Genomic DNA, 20,619 nt, shown 5'->3' on the forward strand with positions numbered 1-20,619 from the left:
CATTCAATCTAAACATAATCTCCATTATACACTTTCAAACAGCAAAAAACCGCCGAAGCGGCGGTTTTAGCGTTTTCTTTTATAGGCCCGGTGTTCGATGCTGACGGACTTGAAGAACGAAGCCATCATCAACAGCATGATGAACGAGAACGGGAAAGCGGCGACAATCAACGCGGTCTGCAAGGCATCGAGCCCGCCTGCAGATAATAAGATCACCGCGATCAGCGACTGGGCGATTCCCCATGTCAGCTTGACTGTGTTCGCCGGGTTCAAGGAACCGTTTGTCGACTGCATCCCGAGGACAAATGTCGCGGAGTCTGCAGAAGTGATGAAGAAGGTGGTAATGAGCATGACTGCAATGATGGACAAAATAATGCCCCATGGCAGTTCATTGAAGACGCCGAACAGCACTTCTGAAGTAAGCAGCCCTGTCAAATCCGTCCCTCTTTGCTGTACATCCATGGCTGTTGAGCCGAATGCTGCGAACCAGATAAAGCTGAGGAAGGTCGGAATCAACAAAACCCCCACCAGGAATTCACGGATGGTCCGCCCTCTTGAAACGCGGGCGATGAAAATCCCGACGAACGGTGACCAGGAGATCCACCATGCCCAATAGAAGATTGTCCAACCATCAATCCATGCCCGGTTCTCGCCATTGACCGGCGCAGAACGGAAACTCATTTGGACCAGGTTCTGGAAATAACTGCCCAGTGAATCGGTGAACATGTTCAGGATCAGCAAAGTTGGCCCCAGTATGATGACCAGGACAAGCAATGCGATGGCCAATACCATATTGGTGTTCGACAAATACTTGATGCCCTTGCTAAGCCCGCTCCATGCGGAAATCATGAACAAGACCGTGATGACGGCAATGATGATCAGCTGGACTGTGAAATTGTCTCCAGGGATGTCATCGATCAAAAAAGCAAGTCCTTCATTGATCTGGATAGTCCCGAAGCCAAGCGTCGTGGCGACGCCGACTGCTGTCGCGAAAACAGCGATGACGTCTACAAGCACACCCAGCGGGCCGTTCATTTTATCTCCGAAAAGCGGCTTCAGCGTGGATGAAATCAGCCCCGGCTCGCCTTTGCGGAATTGGAAATAAGCAAGCGACAACGCGACGACTGCATAAATCGCCCAAGCGTGGATGCCCCAGTGGAAAAATGTGAAGCGCATCGACTCGCGGAAAGCTTCAACGCTTCCCGGTTCTGCCGTAGCCGGGTCGATGGCGAAATGGGACAGCGGTTCCGCCGCCCCCCAGAACACAAGTCCGATCCCCATGCCTGCTGAAAACAGCATGGCGATCCATGTGCCGTACGAAAATTCCGGTTTGTCGGTGTCTTTCCCTAAACGGATTTGCCCCATCGGACTGATGAGGAAAAACAAGCAGAACAGAACCATGACCGAAACAATCAATAAATAATACCAACCGAACGATGTGGTCAGGAATCCTTCTATATTCCCGGTAACTTCTGCAAAACTGTCTGGTGCTATCGCTCCATAGGCTACAGCCAAAACGACAAGCGCCAACGCAATCCAGAAGACATTGGTTACTTTCTTCATATAGTACCCCTCCTGATTTTTTTAATCACAAGTGTTTATACTACGGAATAATGGAGGCTCTGTCAAACCCCTCCCCCTATGTATGCACGCAAAAAGGAGAGCCTGATTTTCGAACGGATCAGCCTCGCCGGGAAATGAAATCAGGCGTGCCTTGAGCCGGACCGGCCGTTGGCTCCCTATGCCATTCCTTTCAAAAGCGCACAATCAAATATCAAATAAATATTCCGGCGCACTGAAAACATGCAAAAAGGGACCCGGCTGTACCCCGTTTCCGCTGAAAGCCCTTTGCTTCCGCGACTTGTTAGTTTCTTCATTCCCTTAAATTTCTTAAACTATTCCCTGAATCGGCTTTCGCACAAAATAAAAAAAGCCCCCGTGCCAGAGCCTCCGTTTCTGCTCTGGGACAGGCGCTTATGGTGCACGAAGGCCTGTTTTATTCTTCAATGCCCATCGATTTCCTATAGCCGTTCAAGTAAGCCATTTCAGACGGGCTGGCAAGCTCCATTGAATTCATCGCCCGATGCCAATTCGGGTAGATTGGCGCCGGCCTCGCAGCGGCTTCGATCCGGTCATGCTCTTCTGGCGCCAGCCCAATCTCATAAGAAGCGATATTTTCTTTCAACTGCTCCTCATTGCGGGCGGCGATGACGATCGGGCCGACATTCGGGCGGTCCCGCACCCATGCGTAGGCGATTTGAGGGACCGAAGCGTTGTGGTTCGCAGCCACTTCTTCAAGCACATCAATCACATCGTATAGCCGTTCCTGATCCTGTACCCAAGGCTCCGGCCATCCGGCGCCTTGGCGCGTATTCTCCGGCGCTTTTTTATTGCGCCCGATTTTTCCGTTCAGGAGCCCTTCACCGAGCGGGCTCCAGATCATCGAACCGATGCCGAGTTCCGCGCCAGCAGGCAATAGCTCGTATTCCGCTTCGCGGGCTTCCGGCGTGTAGTAGATCTGCTGGGTGATCGGCGGAATAAAACCGTTTTGCTCCGCAACCGAGAACGTTCTTGCCAGCGCCCAGCCGCTGTAGTTCGATACGCCCCAATGCCGGATCTTCCCGGATTTCACGAGGCTCGTCATCGCTTCCACCGTTTCTTCGACTGGCGTCTGCCCGTCCCAAAGATGCACGAAATAGACATCGAGATAATCCGTCCCGAGGCGCTCCAGCGACTCGTCGATCGAAGACAGGATATTGTTCCGCGAAGCACCGCGGACATTCGGGTTTTCGCTTAGCGGAAATCCGGTTTTCGAAGTCAGCAGCACTTCATCCCGGCGCCCTTTGATGGCTGCGCCAAGTACCCGCTCTGCATCGCCTTTTGAATACAGGTTCGCCGTATCAAACATGTTGATCCCAGCCTCCAGTGACAGGTCCACCATGCGGCGAGCTGCATCTTCTTTGATGTCACCCGCTGCTTCAAACCCGTTCGTTCCGCTGAACGGCACCGTTCCTAAAATGTATTTCGGGACACGCAGTCCCGACTTTCCAAGGCAAATGTAATCCATTTTGTCCTCCTTATGCCTGATTATCAGCAATTTAATGCGGAATATATAGTAGAATACCCTTCTCTCGCTCTAATAAAACAGACCACCGACTGCGGGGTTGTTGCAGCGGTGATGTATTAGAGAAGCGACCATTCGATAAGATTTATCAGGTCCAAGCATATAAAAATCCTCCAGAAGAAATGTATTCTTCTGAAGGATTTTTATATGGTTTGGTATATCGCTTTTACTTTTCCCGCTACTTGTTATGCCCGCGAGATCGTCCGGTTCCGTGGGTGTTCAGGCAGGATAGAAGCCACCAAGTTCTTTACGGTAGGCTGCTGCGATGTGAAGACCTCATTTTTATCTTCACAGACTTCGACTATTCGCCCCTTTTCCATGACACTCAAAGAATCTGAAATTGAATAGGCTGCCCGGATATCATGAGTTATAAAGAGGTAAGAGAGTCCATGTTCAGCTTTTAAATCGTCCAATAACCTTAATATATTTTTCTGGTTGACCATATCGAGGCTGCTTACCGACTCATCCAGAACAATCATTTTCGGTTTTAATGCGATGGCCCTAGCAATGCTGATTCGCTGCAATTGCCCTCCGCTGAATTGCCGTGGATATTTTTTCATATCTTCAGCATTCAATCCGACCATATCCATTAGATTGGCGATGGTCCTTTTTTGTTCTGTTGGAGAAAGCCGCTCAAAGTTTCCCAATGGTTCCCCGATAATCTTTTCCGCAGTCAAGCGCGGATTCACGGAGGAATAGCTGTCTTGAAAGACGACTTGTAGGTCTCTTCGGATTCGTTTACGGGTGGCCGCATCCATCGCATAAAGATCCTGTCCTTGGAAAACCACCTGGCCCTTCCGCGGCTTTTCAAGCCCTAAAATCACTTTTCCTAAAGTGCTTTTTCCTGCACCGCTTGTCCCAAGCAATCCCATGCATATACCTTGTTCTATAGAAAGAGAAACCTCGGAAAGCACCGGCTGGTCTTTTGATGGCCGCCAAAAAGACCGGGAAGGGCCATATGAATGCGATACTTCTTTTACTTCCAAGATATTCATAGACTCTTTTCTTCCTTTCCGGTAAGCCGTCCTGTATATGTCCAGATTATATAACAAGTTTGCTCAACTCTCGATTCACCGGCAAAGCAGGTCTTGCCTGCAGCAGTTTTTTCGTATAATCATGCTTCGGCTGGTCAAACAGGCGGTAGACATCCGCCTTTTCGACAATTTGACCATTTTGCATAACAGCCACATCGTCTGCGAGTTCAGAAATCACCCCGAGATCGTGTGAGATCAATAAAATAGAAGTCCCGCATTCGGTTCTAAGCCGGTCCAGTTCCTGAAGAACTTGCCGTTGCGTTGTCACATCAAGCGCTGTTGTCGGTTCATCCGCAATCACGACTGAAGGCCGCAAGCACATCGAAATGGCGATCATGACCCGTTGCAGCATCCCTCCACTGAGTTGGAAAGGAAACATCTTCATCAGTTTGGCAGGTTCTTGCAGGTCCATTTTTTCCAAAGAGGAAATCGCCAGTTCGATGGCTTGTCTTTTTGACAAATTGGTATGGATACGGATGGTTTCAACAAATTGATTGCCAATGGTATACACGGGAGTAAAGGCATTCATCGGATTTTGCATGATGAAGCCAATGTCTTTCCCGCGAATGCTGCGCATCTCTTTTTCTTTTAAACCATTCAATTCCTTGCCATGCAGTTTGATGCTTCCTTCTACACGCATAGTCTTCTGGTTCAAAAGTTGAAGAAGGGACATGCAAGTCATGGTTTTACCGCTGCCGCTTTCGCCGACCAGTCCCAAAACCTTTCCGGGTTTCAATTCCAAGTGAAGGTTCTGAACCAAAGGGAGCACCCCTTGCTTTGACTCCACAGCAACATTCAAGTCTTTCACTTGCAACACATTGCCTTGTTTCTCCATCTGTATCGTTCCCCTTTCAAAACCGTCTTTTTACACCGAATCGTTCCGATAATGACTCGCCTAAAACATTAAAAGAAATGACAACCAATAAAATCATTATGCCTGGATAAAGCATCAGTTCGGGTTGGCTTCGTATGAAGTTCTTGCCTTCTTGAATCATCGCGCCCCATTCGGGCGTAGGCGGCTGTATGCCAAGTCCCAAAAACGACAAAGCCGAAATATCCATGATCGCCCATCCCATTTCAAGTGTCCCCATGACCATAATCGGGGGCAGCACGTTCGGAATCATATGGCGCCGAATGATCTTGCTGGTGGAAGAACCGCTAATCCTTGCGGCCGTTATGAAATTCTGCTCTTTCAAACTGACGACCAACCCACGGATCATGCGGGCGTAGTAGACCCACTGGACCATCATGAGCGCTAACACGACCTGCCAAAGGCCCGGCCCCAACAAACCGACGATGCCAAGGACAAGGACCAGGTTCGGGAATGCCATGACTCCGTCGCAAAAACGCATCAGGAAAAGGTCGATCCATCCGCCGCGATATCCTGCAATCGTGCCGACAAACAGCCCTACGCCTAAAGAGACTGCAAAAATCAATGAAGCGAAGCCCAAAGAAACCCTTGAGCCATACATCAGACGTGATAGGTTGCAGCGGCCTAAATGGTCTGTGCCCAACGGATACTCCCATGAAGGCGGGGATAGTTTCAATGCCAGATTCACCTGGATCGGATCATGCGGGGCAATCCATGGAGCCAGAATGCTGACCAGGAAAAAAACAAAAAGGATGGCCGAACAGATGACAAGCGCCCATTTGCTTTTAGTGCCAATTCGTATGCTAGAAATCAATATTCGGCCCTTCCCTTCCATGAAATGCGCGGATCCAAGTACAATTGCACAATATCGACAATCAGATTACAAATAATAAACAAACAAGCTGCTAAAACGACGTAGCTTTGGATCACGGGTATGTCCCGGTTGAAAATCGCTTCGATGAAAAACCGGCCGAACCCAGGCCAAGAAAAAACCTGTTCCACTATAATCGTACCGGTAAGCAACTTTCCTAGGTTCATGCCTAGTCCTGTCAGCATGGGAGCGATGGCAATTCTGAGCACATGCTTTACCATGATCGCTTTTTCTTTGACTCCTCTGGTTCTTGCATATAAGACATACACTTCTTCCATTTCTTCCAGCACACTTGCCCGAAGCAGACGCGTGTATATCGCAATCAATGCCAAAGACAGCGTTAGACTTGGCAGCACAAAATGCTGCCAAGTCCCTCTTCCTTCTACCGGGAACAGATCCAGTTTCACCGAGAAGAAGAAAATCAAAATATAGCCCAGCCAGAACTGTGGAATCGAGGCGCCTAAATAAGAAAGGATCCTGCTAAAATGATCGATTGCGCTATTCTTATATACCGCAGATAAAAACCCTAATGGGATGCTGACCACGATCGCAACCAGGATGCTGCTGACGGCCAATTGGATAGTGGCAGGCATTCTCGTTGCCACTTCCTGCCAGACCGGCGTGTTGGTAACGTAGGAATTGCCAAAATCCAATTGAAGAATTTCTGTGACCGTCTGAAAATATTGCACGATCAAGGGATTGTCTAATCCGAATTCCTGTCTTTTCTCAGCCAATAGCTCTTCCGTTGGATGAATGTTGGCTGCTGCTAAGTACGCTTCTGCCGGATCAACAGGCGACAGGCGTATCAGGATAAACATTAAAAGGATGGCGAAAAGGATAATGGGAATGACAGCAAAGAGCCGTTTGATAAGATAGCTGACCATAAGTTGCCCTCCTGTTATTCCTGACCTTTTTCAATTTTGTCGAAAGGCTGCTCATCCCGATTAGCCGGGAAGACAAACTCTTTCACGTCTTTTTGATGAACGACCGTCTTCTTGATATAAGAAATCGGGACAAAAGCCGACTGCTCTTGCAAGGTGTTCAAAATCGCACCGTATAGTTCCTGGCGCTCCGCTTCATCGGTGGAAGCAAGTGCCTCTTGTACTTGCTGGTCAAGGTCCGCTTTCATCGGCAAGTTGGAAAGTGCTTCAGATACACCCCATCCCTTTTCTGCAACTACGTTGATAAACGAATGCGGATCGTATGGTGCCCCGTAGTTATACCAGAAATCGATATCAAATTTCCCAGCTTTCCGGCGTTCGATTTGGGTCGTTAATTCTTCGCCCACTATGTTTAGCTTGACCCCGATAACAGACCATTCAGCTTGAAGAGTTTCTGCCATCGCTTTTTGAATCGGGTCTGTCTTGTCATACATCATTTCCAATTCCAAAGGCTGGCCACCCTTCTCCCGAACCGCTTTTCCTGAAGGGAGCTTCCATCCGGACTCTTCCAAGTACTTTTCTGCTTTTTTAACATCGTAACCGACGGGCTGAACTTCAATATCGGTATAGGGAAAGTTTGTCGAGAGGATATTATCCGCTTTCTCTTCCAAGCCAAGTGTGATGCCTTCAACCATTGCCGCTTTGTCGAAGCCATGCTGCAATGCCAAACGGACATTTAAATCAGCCAATTTTTCATTAGTTGAGTTCAGCAGCAACGTTCTTGTTCCAACCGGTTCAGACAAGTCCGTCTGGTACTCCCCCGTGTCTTTCAAATAATTGAAAGAATCCATACTGATGACGCCTTCTCCATAAATCAAGTCCAGTTCCCCTTTTTCAAAAGCAAGGACGCGTGTTTCCGCATCAGGAATGATCTTGATCGTCACTTTTTCCGCTTTTGGGCTTTCGCCCCAATAATCCGGATTGCGGGTAAAAGTGGCATACTCGTCTTTTTTATAATCCGCTAAAACCCAGGGGCCAGTCCCTACAGGTTCAGTTATCCCTTTTGACGTATCATTATCTTCTGGAAACCCAGACTCCCCTAAGAAACGGATAGGGCGGACAACGGACAGATCTTGAAGTGCTGGATAGTATGGTTCCGTTAAGACCATTTTAAACGTCAGATCATCAACGGCTTCTGTTTTTTCAATTACATTGATAACGCCAAGCCAGCTATGCGAACTTTTATTTTTCATCACCGCATCAAAATTCTTTTTCACAATCGCGGCATTGAATGGAGAACCATCTGTAAACTCTACGTTTTTGCGCAATTTAAATATGTATTCAAGCCCGTCTTTCGAAACTGTCCATGATTCTGCAAGATGAGGTTGGAGCTCTCCGCCCTCACCGTATTTAACAAGCGGCTCATAAATCATCGATTGCGTTATTAATTGTGAAGGGTTATAGACGTGGGGATTCATGGAACCGATATCCCTCGGCCAAGACAATGTGATTGAATTTCCGGCTTCCTCCGGAGTTTCAGGCGAAGCAGAACCAGTATCCTCACTGGCGCATCCCGCCAATAAGATAAAAAACAATGAAACGATGGCAAGCAAAGAAAATTTCTTTCTTGGAGATTTTTGCATATTTGAGTAGTCCTCTCTATCCCTTTTCAATGATAATGATTCTCAATATCAATATTGTAACTATAATGATTCTATTCATAGTTGTCAATAAAGTATTGTGAAGAAAGTCTAGAAAGAGCTTAAAATCATCTCTCTGATGAACATTACGGTAAATCTTATTTTGTTCTTATCGTTATTCTTTTAATAATAATTACTCTTCAATCCTCAGTTACTTATATATAGGAAAAGCGTAAATCTGATGAAATACAGATTTACGCTTTTTGAGTTACTTTTTTCTATCCAACTCTTCGTTCCATTGAAAAAGAACAGCATCTTTGCTCTTTGCCTAACAATAAAAATTATTGTCTTCCTCTTAACTTTCGTGTTTCCTTGATCAAGCGATGCTAAGAATTTATTTCAGTTATATCGACAAGCGGTGCTTCAATAATATAGCGGTCAGGAGCCGCCCCGATGAACGCAAACGGGTAACACGTTGTAAGCGTCAAGACGGGTTCATCCTTTGCAACGATTACCGTGCGGTCTTCGGCATGTGTAATCCAGGTTCGGCTGATTTTATACTCATATTGGACACCCTCGAATTGGACATACATTTGATCCCCTTCTTTCAAGGCTTCAAGTTCCCTGAACACCGTATCCCGGTGGCCGGCTAGCACTGTGTGCCGCTGCCCATCCGGAGGCGTGGTAAATTGTCCGGTGTGGTATCCGACTCCTTGTGTTAATGTTTCATCATCGCTCCCCCAGTAGATCGGATATTTCCGGTCAAGTGAAGGAATCAGCAACCAGCCTACTTCTTCACCCCGGCCATATTTCTTATAATCCCGCTGTTTTGGTTCTTCTGATTTCTTATCTTTTTTCGATAAAAATGCGGCTTCTTCAAGAAGCGACGCTTCTCTATGCTGTTTTATCGGCCTTGTTTCCTCTGCAACTGGTGAAACGTCTTTGCTTGCGCCTTCCAAGTCTTCAGGTCCGTCTGCTTCTGCAATGTCATGTTCCCCAATAGGTTCCCGGCCTGACGAGAATTCTGAAAGCCAGACAAAGCCGTTCCAACCTGCAATGAACAATCCTAGCAAGATGAGCATTATCCCCAGTTTTCGCTTCAATCCCTTCACCTCCTATGCTTCATTAGAATCAGCAGCTTCCCTTGTCAGTTTTCCTTCAAGCATGTAAATTTTACAAAAGATATGGTTGTATGCATTACTTTTTATTATAACAACTGTTAAATTTACCCATTAAAACAGGAAATACTATTCTTTTTATCAGAAAATTCGAACATTGAAGAATACTTTATTGTATAATATGGTATCGCCATTCGGCGAAATATGCAAGAAGGAGATTGATATATGAAAAAGCTTATGGCTTTACCGTTAGTATCAGTATTGGCAATTGCTGGGTTTGCCGGATCGGTTTTTGCGGCTCATGAAGGCCAAGAATTCATGGCAGAAATGACGCCTGACCAGGAACCGATGGAAGTCGAGAGCAATGCAACCGGGGACGCTCATATCCAATTTAGTGAAGATGGCATGTCGATGGAATTCACCGTAAATGCCAATGGCTTGGACAACACGGTTGCAGGCCACTTCCACAGCGGCCCTCCTGGAGTCAACGGGCCAGTCGAAATACCTTTATTCACTAACGAAGAGCCAATGGATTATGACGGTGAAGTGGTATCTGGCACAGTGACAGAAGCGGATCTAGCCGGAGAGATGGGATGGGAAGAATTCACTCAAGCGATGGTCGCCGGTGATATTTATGTCAATCTCCATACCGAACAATATCCCGATGGCGAACTTCGTGGACAAGTGATGATGGCTGGTGATGAAATGCCGACTACTGCTTCAAATGGCCCTCTATATACACTAATTGGTATGTTGATGGCTTTGGTGGGCGGATTCTTCATTATCGGGCGAAGCGCTAAGAAAACTGCATAGTATATTTCTTAAAAAAGCTGAACCCCTACTTGGCCAGTTATTCATCTATGAACTGAGTTCAGCTTTTTTAAATTGTTAAAAAAAGCTTTAGAACAGGACTTCCGCCCCTCCCTGCTGTGCAGCAGAACTGAACAGCCAGATTCAGATGGCTTCAGACCTTCAATCACGCACCACTTAATTCGTTGCGCTGCAAATCAACTCCATTATATCTTCTTCTGTCATCTCTTCTGTCAGAGTCATTTCGCCATCCACACCAAGATAATCGTTCGGGCTCCACCAGGACCGAAGCGAATCCTCTCCAAATTCGAAAGATTTGGGACGTGTTTTATGGCGTTCTACTGTTTTCTCAAAAGGCAGATCGAAATAATAAACGTGCGCGTTGCCTTCATAAAATTGGATTAAGCCGAGCAGCATTTCATCATAGCGCTCCTTTACAAAAATCCCTTCCAGAACAACAACCGGGCATCTGCCTTTTCCGTACTCCGTTAATTGCCGGATAAAATCCACCGATAGATTTCCTGGCCGGTCCCGGACCATCAGCATATCCCGCCGTACGGTATCCTGAGATACCAAGAGAGTGCCTTCCCCGAAATGATTCTGCAGGCTTTTGGCGATCGTAGTCTTTCCACTCCCTGAGTTTCCGCGTAAAATAATGAGTTTTGATCTGATGCCAACCACCTCTTCCTTCTCATCTGCGTATATACAAGCTTTCATGACTGTTCTATTTTTCTACTTTCATATCTAAAATTCCAGCGAGCGGGAAAGGTATCCTCCACAGGTCCGTCCGGCCGCCCCAAGGCTTCCTTCACAGCCGGTGCGGAAGATAACCTGTATATCTCTTCTCCGAACTCTTCCCGGTGCTGTACCAGCTTTATGTTTTTCATTTAATTCTCCCAACTCGCCCTTCCATTGTTGCGGCAAACCCAGCCGAACCGTTTTTCACGATGCTGTCCGCGATCCTTATATTCACTTTTAAAAAGTCCGGAACTTCATCGCTTTCCATCAACTCCTGTGTGCTCATCCAGCTGATAGCCGCCACTTCATCCGGATCTTTCGCGAACGGTTCCCCGGACTCATATGTACAAAGGAAGACAATATCCACGACAGGAACCCCGGAGTCTGCCACAAACGAAGCACTGTTGACGTAGACAAGAAGGGATACGGTTACGCCCACCTCTTCTTCCACTTCCCTGATCAAGGTCCGCTCCAGGATATCCGTCGTGTTTCCTTCCTGGTCGACTTTCCCGCCCACCAAAGCCAGCGTTCCCGGCGCATGATCTTCCTTGTCGCTTCTTCGGACAATCAGCCATTTCCCGTCTTTATAAATTGCGCCTTCGACATTTACAATAAACATGTTCTCATCTCCAGTTTTTTGTTTTCTGCTGTCTATCTTTAACTATATCCAACTTCTCCATTTCAATCCAAGGAATTTCCAGAACAGTAAAGTATAATGAAAATACTTGTCCTGTAGAAAATGAAGCAATCTCTGATACAAAATGCAAAGGAGTGAAGGGAATGAAACATGCATTGGTCATCGGCGGGACTGGGATGCTTGCTAAGGCTTCAGTTTGGTTGTCTGAAAACGGCTATCATGTTTCGGTGATCGGCAGAAATCCGGAAAAGATGCAGCAGCTGGTAAGACAAAACCCCGCACAACTAACACCCGTCTTGGTTGACTACACGCTGACCAGTCAGTTGGCTCAACAAATTCCTGCAATACAGCAAAAAAATGGACCGATTCAGTTGGTCATTGCCTGGGTCCATTCAACCGGACCACTCGTTATTCCAAGCCTACTGCGAATGCTTCCTGCCCATCAGCCTGTGGCATTCTTCCATGTGAATGGCAGCAATTCAAACCTGAAGGACATAAAAGCTAAAACAGCAGCACCCAATCACGTTCTTTATCAGCAGATCCAGCTCGGGTTCAAAATAGAAAATGGGATTTCCCGCTGGCTGACGCATGATGAAATATCACAAGGCATCATCGGAGCCGTCCGATCAGGAAAACCGGAATCGGTCATTGGGACGACAGAACCATGGGACAAACGCCCTTAAGCGACTATCCCTAAGATTCCCATAGATTTCTGAATCGATATTGATAACTTTTCTGATCTCTTAGCCGTGCCAGCTGCTTTCATAAATATGAATCGGCCCTGATTTCGGCAGCAGCCCGCCTGATCGCTTTCAAAAGGCAGATCTTCTTGAGGGCCGTTCAAGAATTGGGTGGGAATTGAAAACAGGAAACAGCCGCGTTTATCCGGCTGTTTCCTGTTTTCCTCTTTCAATCACCTACTTTAAAGATACTTGTTATCTATAATTGAACAAAAAAAGTTTTTTATTCCGCTTTATTTCTGGGCAATCAGCACGTATAACGAGGCTGCTGGAAAGAACTTTTCGGTGATGCGCAAGCCTGCCGCTGTTAGGGCTTCTTCCATCCCGGCTGCTGTGATTCGCGGTGCTTTGTGAAGCGGATCGCTTTTTGGTTCAAGTTCGATGCACACCAGCAAGCCACCTTTTTTGAGGACTGTGCTGATCGCGTCCAAGGTTGGCGCCAGCGGTTTGATTTCGTGCAGCACAAGCGAAGCGATGACAAGATCGATGGAGGCGTCCGGCAATGGGATACCGTTGCTTCCGGCCTGGAGCGGCACAATATTCGTGAGGTGTTCCTCTATCGCTTTTTCCGCGATGATGTCGAGCATGCTTTGATCAATGTCCATAGCGTATACCTTGCCCATCACTTTTTTGGCCAGCGGCAATGAAAAATAGCCGGTGCCTGCACCGAAATCCAACACATTGCCGCTTTGCTGCAAGGGTATCTTGCTGAACAATTGCTCCGGTGAAAATTCACCTCTCCGCTCCCGGCTTTCCAGATAGGCTATTTTTCCTTTATGCGAGTGTGTTTCGTGCGGCTTGCTCGATTTTCCGTGCATCTTTTCATTCCTCCATGTGTTCATATCTTGAACTTCTCTTCGATCAATGCGGCGTTTACGCCAATTGCGGCCATGCTGCCATCGGCTGCTGCCATAATCAGCTGTGACGCCCCTGCCATCAAGGTGTCTCCACAAGCAAACACGCCTTCTACATTGGTGCGTTTCATGCCATCCGTTTCGATGCCGCCGAGCGCATTCCGTTTACAGCCAAGTGAGGCACTTATGTCTGACGCCTGTACCCACTCGGGTGTGATAAATCCGCCTTGCCGCCGTACAGCCGCTCCGCTTTCAAATTCGATTTTCTCCAAACCTCCATGATTGCCGACGAGTCTCGCAATCTTTTCTGCATAAACTTGAATCCCATTGCTCTCCAGCAGGTTCTTCTCGTCGGCCGACAGTGAGGCTTTGCCATTGGTGCAGAAGATCAAATCATCGGTCCAATTCGACGCGACTTTCACGAGGTGTAAGGCGTTTTCATTTTCGGAAATGACCGCGAGCGGCCGATCCCGCATTTCCCAACCATCGCAGAACGGACAGCTGAACAGGCTTTTTCCGTAAAACTCACTGACGCTTTTCAAATCAGGAAGAACTTCTTTAAAGCCGGTTGCCAGGATAAGCTTTTTAGCCAGGAAGACCTTTCCGTCCGCGGCTCTAACTTCAAACAGCCCCTCCTTTTTTTCGACAGCCAGCGCACGCTGTTTTTCTATCTTTACGTCCGGATACTTGCCCAGCTCTTCCTGCGCAATGCTTTTCAACTCTTGCGGGTCGATGCCGTCCCTCGTTATAAAGCCGTGGGACTCGGAAGTAACCGCATTGCGCGGCTGATTGTCATCAAACAAAACGGTTTTCCTGCGCGACCTTCCCAAAACCAACGCGGCATTCAGCCCAGCCGGACCTCCGCCAATTACTGCACATTCCATGATCATCGCTTGTCCTCCGTCCGAGCTTTATTTTTTTTGCTGTGTGGACACTGCCATGGCTACAATATCGCTGATAAGTGTATTTTCCAGCTCCGCCTTCATGTTATCTTCCGCCTGCCGCATGGCATTTTCAATTAGGCAGCCTTCGCCATGATGGATCGAACAATCGAATAAATGCGTGTCCCCTTCAATGGCATTGATTACGTCCAAAAAAGAGATCCGGCTTTTCGAGCGGGCAATTTTATAGCCGCCTTTGACGCCTGTCATTGATTCGATCAAACCGGCTTTCGTCAGCTTCGTCAAAATTTTGGACAGGTAGGTTGGCGACAATTTTTGCATTTCCGCCAATTCCTGCACGCCGATCGTGCTGGTTTGCGGCAGCCGCATCAAATGAACCATCGTGTGCAAAGCATAATTTGTTGCATTAGAATATTTCATAGGAACCTCCTGAAGTTTTATTTCAAAGATATTAAAGACTCTTGTTATCTTTAATAGATTCTAATCTAGCATGCAAGCATGAATAAGTCAAACTTATGAAGCTCCTTAAAGCTGTTTGGGCTGAAAGCTGGGTAACTTGTTTGAAATAAAAAGCCGGAGGGGTAAACAGAGAAGGTGCATTTAACAAGGGGCTGTTCTTGGCGCAACTTCCAAGAACGGACACCGAAAATAGAATGGAGACAAACTTAATGAATACCGATTTTTCGAAGATTTATATAAACGGCGAATGGATTTCAGGATCAAGCGATAGCCAGATGTAAAACACAAACCCGTTCTCTGGCGAAGAACTGGTCACCACCCAAGCAGCCGACAAGGCCGACCTGGATGCCGCTTATAAAGCAGCAGCCGAAGCGCAAGTCCAGTGGGCGAAAGAATTGCCGCAAACCAAGCGGGCCGTCATTGAAAAAGCGCTGGAAGTCATGCAGGAAAATAAGGAGCTCATCATCGACTGGCTCGTCAAAGAAGCCGGCAGCACGGTCATCAAAGCGACCGTCGAGTTCGATGCATCGATCAACATCCTGAAGGAAGCGGCGACTTTCCCTTACCGCATGGAAGGCAAGATCCTCCCTTCCCAGCAAGCGGGCAAAGAAAACCGTGTCTACCGCCATGCACTTGGCGTCATCGGCATCATCAGCCCATGGAACTTCCCGCTTCATCTGGCGATCCGTTCAATCGCACCGGCGATTGCGACAGGCAATGCCGTGGTCATCAAGCCGGCGACAGACACACCGGTAACCAGCGGCTTGCTGTTTGCCAGCATTTTTGAAGCAGCCGGCTTGCCGAAAGGCCTCTTGAACGTTGTCGTCGGACGCGGCTCTGAGATTGGCGATGACATCGTCACACACCCGACGCCGCGTTTGATTTCCTTCACCGGATCCACGCCAGTCGGAAAACGCATCGGCAAACTTGCCGGAGGAGAGTTGAAGAAAACCGCCTTGGAGCTCGGCGGCAATAACAACTTCATCGTCTTGAACGACGCCGATATCGAAGGCGCCGTAGATTCAGCGTTGTTCGGCAAGTTCTACCATCAAGGACAGATCTGCATGGCGATCAACCGCATCTTCGTCCATGAAGACATTTACGACGAATTTGCAGAACAATTTATCTCCCGTGCTGGAAAAGTGAAGTTCGGCAACCCGGCTGAAAAAGATACCCAGGTCGGACCGCTCATCAACCGCGAGCAAGTTGACCGGATCCTGAAAGACATCGACGCCAGCGTTGAACAAGGCGCCCAACTGCGACTCGGCGGCAAAGCCGACGGCAATGTCCTGGAGCCGACCGTATTGACCGGCGTCACCAACGACATGCCGCTTGCGGAAAACGAAATCTTCGGGCCGGTAGCCATTCTGATCCCGTTCAAATCCGATGAAGAAGTCGTCCAAATGGCGAACGCCTACCCATTCGGACTGAGCGGAGCCGTTCATTCCGCCAACATCGAACATGGCACGAACATCGCCCACCAAATCCATACTGGCATGATCCACGTCAATGACCAGCCGGTCAACGACGAAGCGCATATGCCGTTCGGCGGCGAAAAAGAATCAGGCCTCGGCCGCTTTAACGGCGAATGGGTGCTTGAAGAATTCACCACCTTGAAATGGTTGTCTGTACAGCACCAACGCCGCCAGTACGGAGCGTTTGTTGATAATACGAAAGAATAGGTAATACTTTTATAAGCCGGCGATCCCAGGAATGGGGGTTGCTGGTTTTTTCTATGAAATCATTAAAAAAGCGCCAAAACCTACTGACTAGGTTTTGGCGTTTTTCATAAAATCCTTTTTCTCCAAAATGGAGACGGCGGGAGTCGAACCCGCGTCCAGAAACTCCGCTACTTGAGCGTCTACGCGTGTAGCTTACTTATTAGGGTTTCATGCCTCAATCTGCCAATAAGCGGGCGTCCTGGGCACTAACTTGCGAATCTCTTGCATGCAGCTCAAGTGGCACTGCCTGCCGTATCCCACTAAAGTTGAGCTTTACCCAGCCACATGGGCGATGGATAGATAAAGCAGATTCGAGCTTACGCTGCGAATGCTAGGTTTTGGTTTGTTTTGCCAGTTGTTATAAACGCGTTTTTACGGAGCCGACCCTCCGACGCGCAACCCAAGCCCAGATCATCCCTGTCGAATCCGTAACGTCCCCTCATATTAAAGGAACACGGAAAGGCGATCAGCCTTGTGTGCTATACCATTATTATAAGACAAGATAGGTCAGACTTCAAGCTTAACGGCTGCGTTCTTTCATCGCACGGTCGATTTCCCGTTTCGCGTCTTTCTTTTTCAGGTCCTGGCGCTTGTCGTAGTTCTTCTTCCCTTTACCGACGCCAAGCAGCACTTTCGCATAGCCGTCCTTCAGGTACATCTTCAGCGGAATGATTGCCGCTCCTTGCACTTTCGACACGCCGATCAGTTCGTTGATCTGCTTTTTATGCAGCAGCAGTTTCCGGACCCGTGTCGGATCGTGGTTGAAAATATTGCCTTGTTCGTATGGCGCGATGTGCATATTGGAAATCCAGGCTTCGCCGTTGCGGATCCGGACAAACGCATCGACCAATTGCACTTTGCCGTTACGGGCTGACTTGATTTCCGTCCCTTGCAGGACAATTCCGGCTTCGATCGTCTCTTCAATCGCATAATCGAAGCCGGCTTTTTTGTTTTGGGCTATGACTTTCCCTTCACCCTTTGCCATAATGCTTCACCTCATAATCAATCTGAAAAGAGCGGCCCGGAAGCCGCATCCTCATTTTTTCTTTTTGCCTCCGCGTTTAGCGGCACCTTCGTAGAACTTCTTCTTCTGGCTCTTGGCTTTGCGCCCTGGGGCTTCTCCCGGTTTGCTGCCGGGTTTGCCGCCGCCTGGCTTGCTGCTGCCGCCGCGCCCTTTGCCTTTTGCTTCTCCATCGCGTTTGCCGGCACGGATCACTTTCGGTGCGTCTTTTCTTGTGCGGCGGTTGCTTTGCGGCATGCCCACAATTTCAAAGTCGATCGAAGATTCCTCAGGTTTCACCCCGATCACCTTGATCTGGATCTCGTCGCCGATGCGGAACTGGCGGTTCGTGCGTTCGCCGATCATCATCATCTGGCGGTCATCAAACCGGTAGAAGTCGTCCGTCATATTGGAGACGTGGACTAAACCTTCAATCGTATTTGGCAATTCGATGAACAAACCGAAATTCGTCACAGACGAAATGATGCCCTCAAATTCCTCGCCGATCTTGTCAGCCATGAATTGTGATTTCTTCAAAGCGTCCGTATCGCGTTCTGCATCCACTGCCCGGCGTTCCCGCTCGGACGTATGTTCAGCGATTTCATCCATATTCGCATCCCAATGCATTAGAGTCGCTTTCGAAAGATCCTTGTTGATCAGGTACGTACGGATCAAACGGTGGATGATCAAATCCGGATAGCGGCGGATCGGTGATGTGAAATGCGTATAATACTCACTTGCCAGTCCGAAATGCCCTACGCTGTCCGCTGAATATTTCGCCTGCTGCATCGAGCGCAGCATCATCGTTGAAACAACCGCTTCTTCAGGCGTATCTTTAATCGAGTTGATGATTTCCTGGAGTGCGCTCGGTTCTACCTGCGTCCCTTTCCCTTTGACAACGATTCCGAAATTCGTAATGAATTCGAAGAAGCGCTGAAGTTTTTCCGGTTTCGGGTCTTCGTGGATCCGGTACAGCGACGGCACTTCCATGTGATGGAAATGTTCAGCGACCGTTTCGTTGGCGGCCAGCATGAACTCTTCGATTAAGCGTTCCGAAACCGTCCGTTCCCGGACAACGACGTCGATCGGGTAGCCTTCTTCGTCGACAATCACTTTCGATTCCTTGAAGTCGAAATCGATTGCACCGCGGCGCATGCGGCGTCCGCGCAGGATTTCTGCCAGATCTTTCATCAATTCGAACATCGGCACAAGCTCGGAATACTTCTCTTTCAATTCCTGGTTGTCCGTTTCCAATATTTCGTAGACATCGGTGTAGGTCATGCGCGCCGATGTGTTGATGACACTTTGGAAAATATCGTGCGACAGCACTTCACCCATGTCGTTGAAGACCATTTCACACGACAGCGTCAATCGGTCCACTTGCGGGTTCAGCGAGCAGATTCCGTTCGACAGGCGGTGCGGGATCATCGGGATGACCCGGTCAGTCAAATAGATGCTCGTCGCGCGGTCGTAAGCTTCCCGGTCGATCGGCGAGCCTTCTGTGACGTAATGGCTGACATCGGCGATGTGGACGCCTAATTTATAGGTTCCGTCTTCCAATTTGATCACTTGGACAGCATCATCCAGGTCTTTCGCGTCAGCGCCGTCGATTGTGACGATCTGCTGGTCGCGCAAGTCGCGGCGGCCGTTCAAATCAGCCGGATCGATTTCTTCCGGTACATTGTTCGCCTGCTCCAATACATCCGGCGGAAACTCGGTTTCAATGCCGTGCTTGTGGATGATCGACAGGATATCGACGCCCGGATCGTTTTTGTGCCCGAGGATCTGTGTAACCATTCCGGTCGCTGACAAGCGCCCTTCCGGCCAGCTGGTGATTTCCACAACGACTTTATGGCCGTCGACTGCTCCCAGCGTATCGTCTTTTGCGATAAAGACATCCATGTTCAGCTTCTTGTCATCCGGCACGACAAAACCGAAGCCGCGGTTGTCCTGGAACGTGCCGACCACTTTCGACGTACCGCGCTCGAGGATCCGGATAATGGACCCTTCCCGGCGGTCGCCCGCTGAATCATCCGAGACGCGGATCATGACTTTATCGCCGTTGACCGCGCCGTTCACTTCATTGGGCGGAATGAAAACATCATCGAGGCCCGGTTCTTCCGGAGCTACAAAACCGAAGCCTTTGGCATGTCCGATAAACTTCCCGCGCATCAGATTCATGCGCTCAGGCACGCCGTAGCGGTTCGCACGCGAACGCACGAGCAGGCCTTTCTCTTCGAGCCGAACCAATGTCTTGACGAGTTCCTTGAACTCGTCCGCATCTTCGAACCCGAATTGTTCTTCTATTTCTTGTACGGTCAATGGTTTGTATGCATCCTCGCGCATAAACACCAATAGCCGTTGTTCCAGTGACATTTCGTTTTTAGCCATTGCTTATTCCTCCTAATTCGACCGTCTCACACACTCCATTCAAGCGATTCGAGAAAATCTAAAATATCTTCATGCAATTGTTCTTTTTCCTTATCGAGGGTGATGACATGCCCCGATTCTTCATACCACTTGATTTTCTTCTGGAAAGATTCTGCTTCTTTATAGATGATATTGGCGGAATCGGTATTGATGACGTCATCAAGCCTGCCTTGCACCACGAAGAGCGGTGCATAGATGTGATCCACCTGTCCTCGGACTTCGTGGATCAGTTCCCGGAGATACTGAAGCGATTCCATCGGCTTCTCCTGGAACTTCTTCATTTCCTCTTCGATAACCGTGTCATCTTTTCCTTCATATTTCTTATATTCTCGTGCATAATTCAACACACCTTCGTACATCAGGTCCGTCGTTTTCATATACATCGGGGCGCACATCGTGACAAGCCCCTTTACAGGGAAAGTATACCCTATCTTCAGGGCAAATACGCCCCCGAGCGACAACCCGGCTACCGCAATTTCCTGGTAGCCTTCCTCTTTCAACTGGTTGTACGCGCCTTCGACGTCCTGCCACCAGTCTTCCGGCCCTGTCGGCACCAGCTTCTCCGGTTCCACTCCGTGTCCGGCATAATGTGGCGCAATCGATGTGTAGCCGTGCTTCTCCAAGAAGCGGCCCAGCATCCGCACATCTGCAGAATTCCCGGTGAATCCGTGCAGCAGCAAGACGGCTCTAGGTCCAGATTTAAAGAAAAACGGTTTTGGCTGCGATACCCGCATAAAAGACACTCCATTCATTTTGTTCTAAAAGAAAACGCCTAACCAGTAGTTTGGT

General features: G+C 48.5%; 18 protein-coding genes, 1 other RNA gene and 1 pseudogene. 3 read left to right on the top strand and 17 right to left on the bottom strand.

Annotation, left to right across the window (positions count from 1 at the left end):
* Nucleotides 1–66: 66 nt before the first annotated feature.
* The 8 genes from ACTL32_RS15390 to ACTL32_RS15425 all read right to left on the bottom strand — a co-directional run bounded on the left by ACTL32_RS15390 (nucleotide 67) and on the right by ACTL32_RS15425 (nucleotide 9,524).
* Entirely contained in the window at nucleotides 67–1,563 is a 1,497-nt protein-coding gene (locus ACTL32_RS15390) for a glycine betaine uptake BCCT transporter (RefSeq protein WP_441342313.1), read from the bottom strand.
* A gap of 433 nt (nucleotides 1,564–1,996) precedes the next feature.
* Nucleotides 1,997–3,067, bottom strand: coding sequence for an aldo/keto reductase (locus ACTL32_RS15395; protein WP_441342314.1), 1,071 nt, complete (start codon nucleotides 3,065–3,067; stop codon nucleotides 1,997–1,999).
* Between the two features lie 242 nt (nucleotides 3,068–3,309).
* Nucleotides 3,310–4,119 carry a nickel import ATP-binding protein NikE gene (nikE, locus tag ACTL32_RS15400; protein ID WP_441342315.1) on the bottom strand — a complete coding sequence of 270 codons (810 nt, stop codon included), beginning with the start codon at nucleotides 4,117–4,119 and terminating at the stop codon, nucleotides 3,310–3,312.
* Between the two features lie 46 nt (nucleotides 4,120–4,165).
* On the bottom strand, nucleotides 4,166–4,993 hold the full coding sequence (locus tag ACTL32_RS15405; RefSeq protein WP_441342316.1) for an ABC transporter ATP-binding protein: 828 nt from the start codon (nucleotides 4,991–4,993) through the stop codon (nucleotides 4,166–4,168).
* A 16-nt stretch (nucleotides 4,994–5,009) separates the two neighbouring features.
* Complete coding sequence (nikC, locus tag ACTL32_RS15410) at nucleotides 5,010–5,843, bottom strand: nickel ABC transporter permease subunit NikC (protein ID WP_441342317.1); 834 nt, start codon at nucleotides 5,841–5,843, stop codon at nucleotides 5,010–5,012.
* Complete coding sequence (gene nikB, locus ACTL32_RS15415) at nucleotides 5,840–6,784, bottom strand: nickel ABC transporter permease subunit NikB (RefSeq protein ID WP_441342318.1); 945 nt, start codon at nucleotides 6,782–6,784, stop codon at nucleotides 5,840–5,842. Before nikB ends, nikC begins: the two co-directional genes overlap by 4 nt.
* Before the next feature lie 14 nt (nucleotides 6,785–6,798).
* Nucleotides 6,799–8,424, bottom strand: coding sequence for a nickel ABC transporter substrate-binding protein (nikA, locus tag ACTL32_RS15420; RefSeq protein ID WP_441342319.1), 1,626 nt, complete (start codon nucleotides 8,422–8,424; stop codon nucleotides 6,799–6,801).
* A 383-nt stretch (nucleotides 8,425–8,807) separates the two neighbouring features.
* A complete protein-coding gene (locus ACTL32_RS15425; protein WP_441342320.1) occupies nucleotides 8,808–9,524 on the bottom strand; it encodes a class D sortase in 717 nt (238 codons plus the stop codon).
* 252 nt (nucleotides 9,525–9,776) lie between these two features.
* Between ACTL32_RS15425 and ACTL32_RS15430 the strand changes: the two genes are divergently transcribed.
* Nucleotides 9,777–10,352, top strand: coding sequence for a CHRD domain-containing protein (locus ACTL32_RS15430; protein ID WP_441342321.1), 576 nt, complete (start codon nucleotides 9,777–9,779; stop codon nucleotides 10,350–10,352).
* Nucleotides 10,353–10,526: 174 nt separating this feature from the next.
* On the opposite strand, the gene ACTL32_RS15435 is transcribed toward ACTL32_RS15430, so the two are convergent.
* Both ACTL32_RS15435 and ACTL32_RS15440 read right to left on the bottom strand, forming a co-directional pair.
* The gene (locus tag ACTL32_RS15435) at nucleotides 10,527–11,021 is read right to left on the bottom strand and encodes a kinase (RefSeq protein ID WP_441342430.1); all 495 of its coding nucleotides are present in this window, start codon (nucleotides 11,019–11,021) and stop codon (nucleotides 10,527–10,529) included.
* Nucleotides 11,022–11,232: 211 nt separating this feature from the next.
* Nucleotides 11,233–11,706: an NUDIX domain-containing protein gene (locus ACTL32_RS15440; protein WP_441342322.1), complete on the bottom strand. Its 474-nt coding sequence runs from the start codon at nucleotides 11,704–11,706 to the stop codon at nucleotides 11,233–11,235.
* Between the two features lie 161 nt (nucleotides 11,707–11,867).
* Between ACTL32_RS15440 and ACTL32_RS15445 the strand changes: the two genes are divergently transcribed.
* Nucleotides 11,868–12,407: a short-chain dehydrogenase gene (locus tag ACTL32_RS15445; protein WP_441342323.1), complete on the top strand. Its 540-nt coding sequence runs from the start codon at nucleotides 11,868–11,870 to the stop codon at nucleotides 12,405–12,407.
* A gap of 290 nt (nucleotides 12,408–12,697) precedes the next feature.
* Here ACTL32_RS15445 and ACTL32_RS15450 read toward each other — a convergent pair whose 3' ends face one another.
* The 3 genes from ACTL32_RS15450 to ACTL32_RS15460 are packed head-to-tail and all read right to left on the bottom strand — an operon-like array spanning nucleotide 12,698 to nucleotide 14,640.
* Complete coding sequence (locus tag ACTL32_RS15450) at nucleotides 12,698–13,306, bottom strand: class I SAM-dependent methyltransferase (RefSeq protein WP_441342324.1); 609 nt, start codon at nucleotides 13,304–13,306, stop codon at nucleotides 12,698–12,700.
* Nucleotides 13,303–14,208: an NAD(P)/FAD-dependent oxidoreductase gene (locus ACTL32_RS15455; protein ID WP_441342325.1), complete on the bottom strand. Its 906-nt coding sequence runs from the start codon at nucleotides 14,206–14,208 to the stop codon at nucleotides 13,303–13,305. The genes ACTL32_RS15450 and ACTL32_RS15455 overlap by 4 nt, the downstream gene beginning before the upstream one ends.
* A 21-nt stretch (nucleotides 14,209–14,229) precedes the next feature.
* Nucleotides 14,230–14,640, bottom strand: coding sequence for an Rrf2 family transcriptional regulator (locus ACTL32_RS15460; protein WP_441342326.1), 411 nt, complete (start codon nucleotides 14,638–14,640; stop codon nucleotides 14,230–14,232).
* 248 nt (nucleotides 14,641–14,888) lie between these two features.
* Here ACTL32_RS15460 and ACTL32_RS15465 point away from each other — a divergent pair.
* Nucleotides 14,889–16,361, top strand: a pseudogene (locus tag ACTL32_RS15465) (aldehyde dehydrogenase family protein).
* Nucleotides 16,362–16,486: 125 nt separating this feature from the next.
* On the opposite strand, the gene ssrA reads toward ACTL32_RS15465, so the two are convergent.
* The 4 genes from ssrA to ACTL32_RS15485 form a co-directional block, all read right to left on the bottom strand.
* Nucleotides 16,487–16,839: a transfer-messenger RNA gene (gene ssrA, locus ACTL32_RS15470) on the bottom strand.
* 81 nt (nucleotides 16,840–16,920) lie between these two features.
* Nucleotides 16,921–17,385, bottom strand: coding sequence for an SsrA-binding protein SmpB (gene smpB, locus ACTL32_RS15475; RefSeq protein WP_135501110.1), 465 nt, complete (start codon nucleotides 17,383–17,385; stop codon nucleotides 16,921–16,923).
* A 51-nt stretch (nucleotides 17,386–17,436) separates the two neighbouring features.
* Nucleotides 17,437–19,791: a ribonuclease R gene (gene rnr / locus ACTL32_RS15480; protein WP_441342327.1), complete on the bottom strand. Its 2,355-nt coding sequence runs from the start codon at nucleotides 19,789–19,791 to the stop codon at nucleotides 17,437–17,439.
* 26 nt (nucleotides 19,792–19,817) lie between these two features.
* Nucleotides 19,818–20,564 carry an alpha/beta hydrolase gene (locus ACTL32_RS15485; RefSeq protein WP_441342328.1) on the bottom strand — a complete coding sequence of 249 codons (747 nt, stop codon included), beginning with the start codon at nucleotides 20,562–20,564 and terminating at the stop codon, nucleotides 19,818–19,820.
* Nucleotides 20,565–20,619: the final 55 nt, after the last annotated feature.

The sequence above is a fragment of the Planococcus sp. FY231025 genome, assembly GCF_052078085.1.
GTDB lineage: Bacteria > Bacillota > Bacilli > Bacillales_A > Planococcaceae > Planococcus.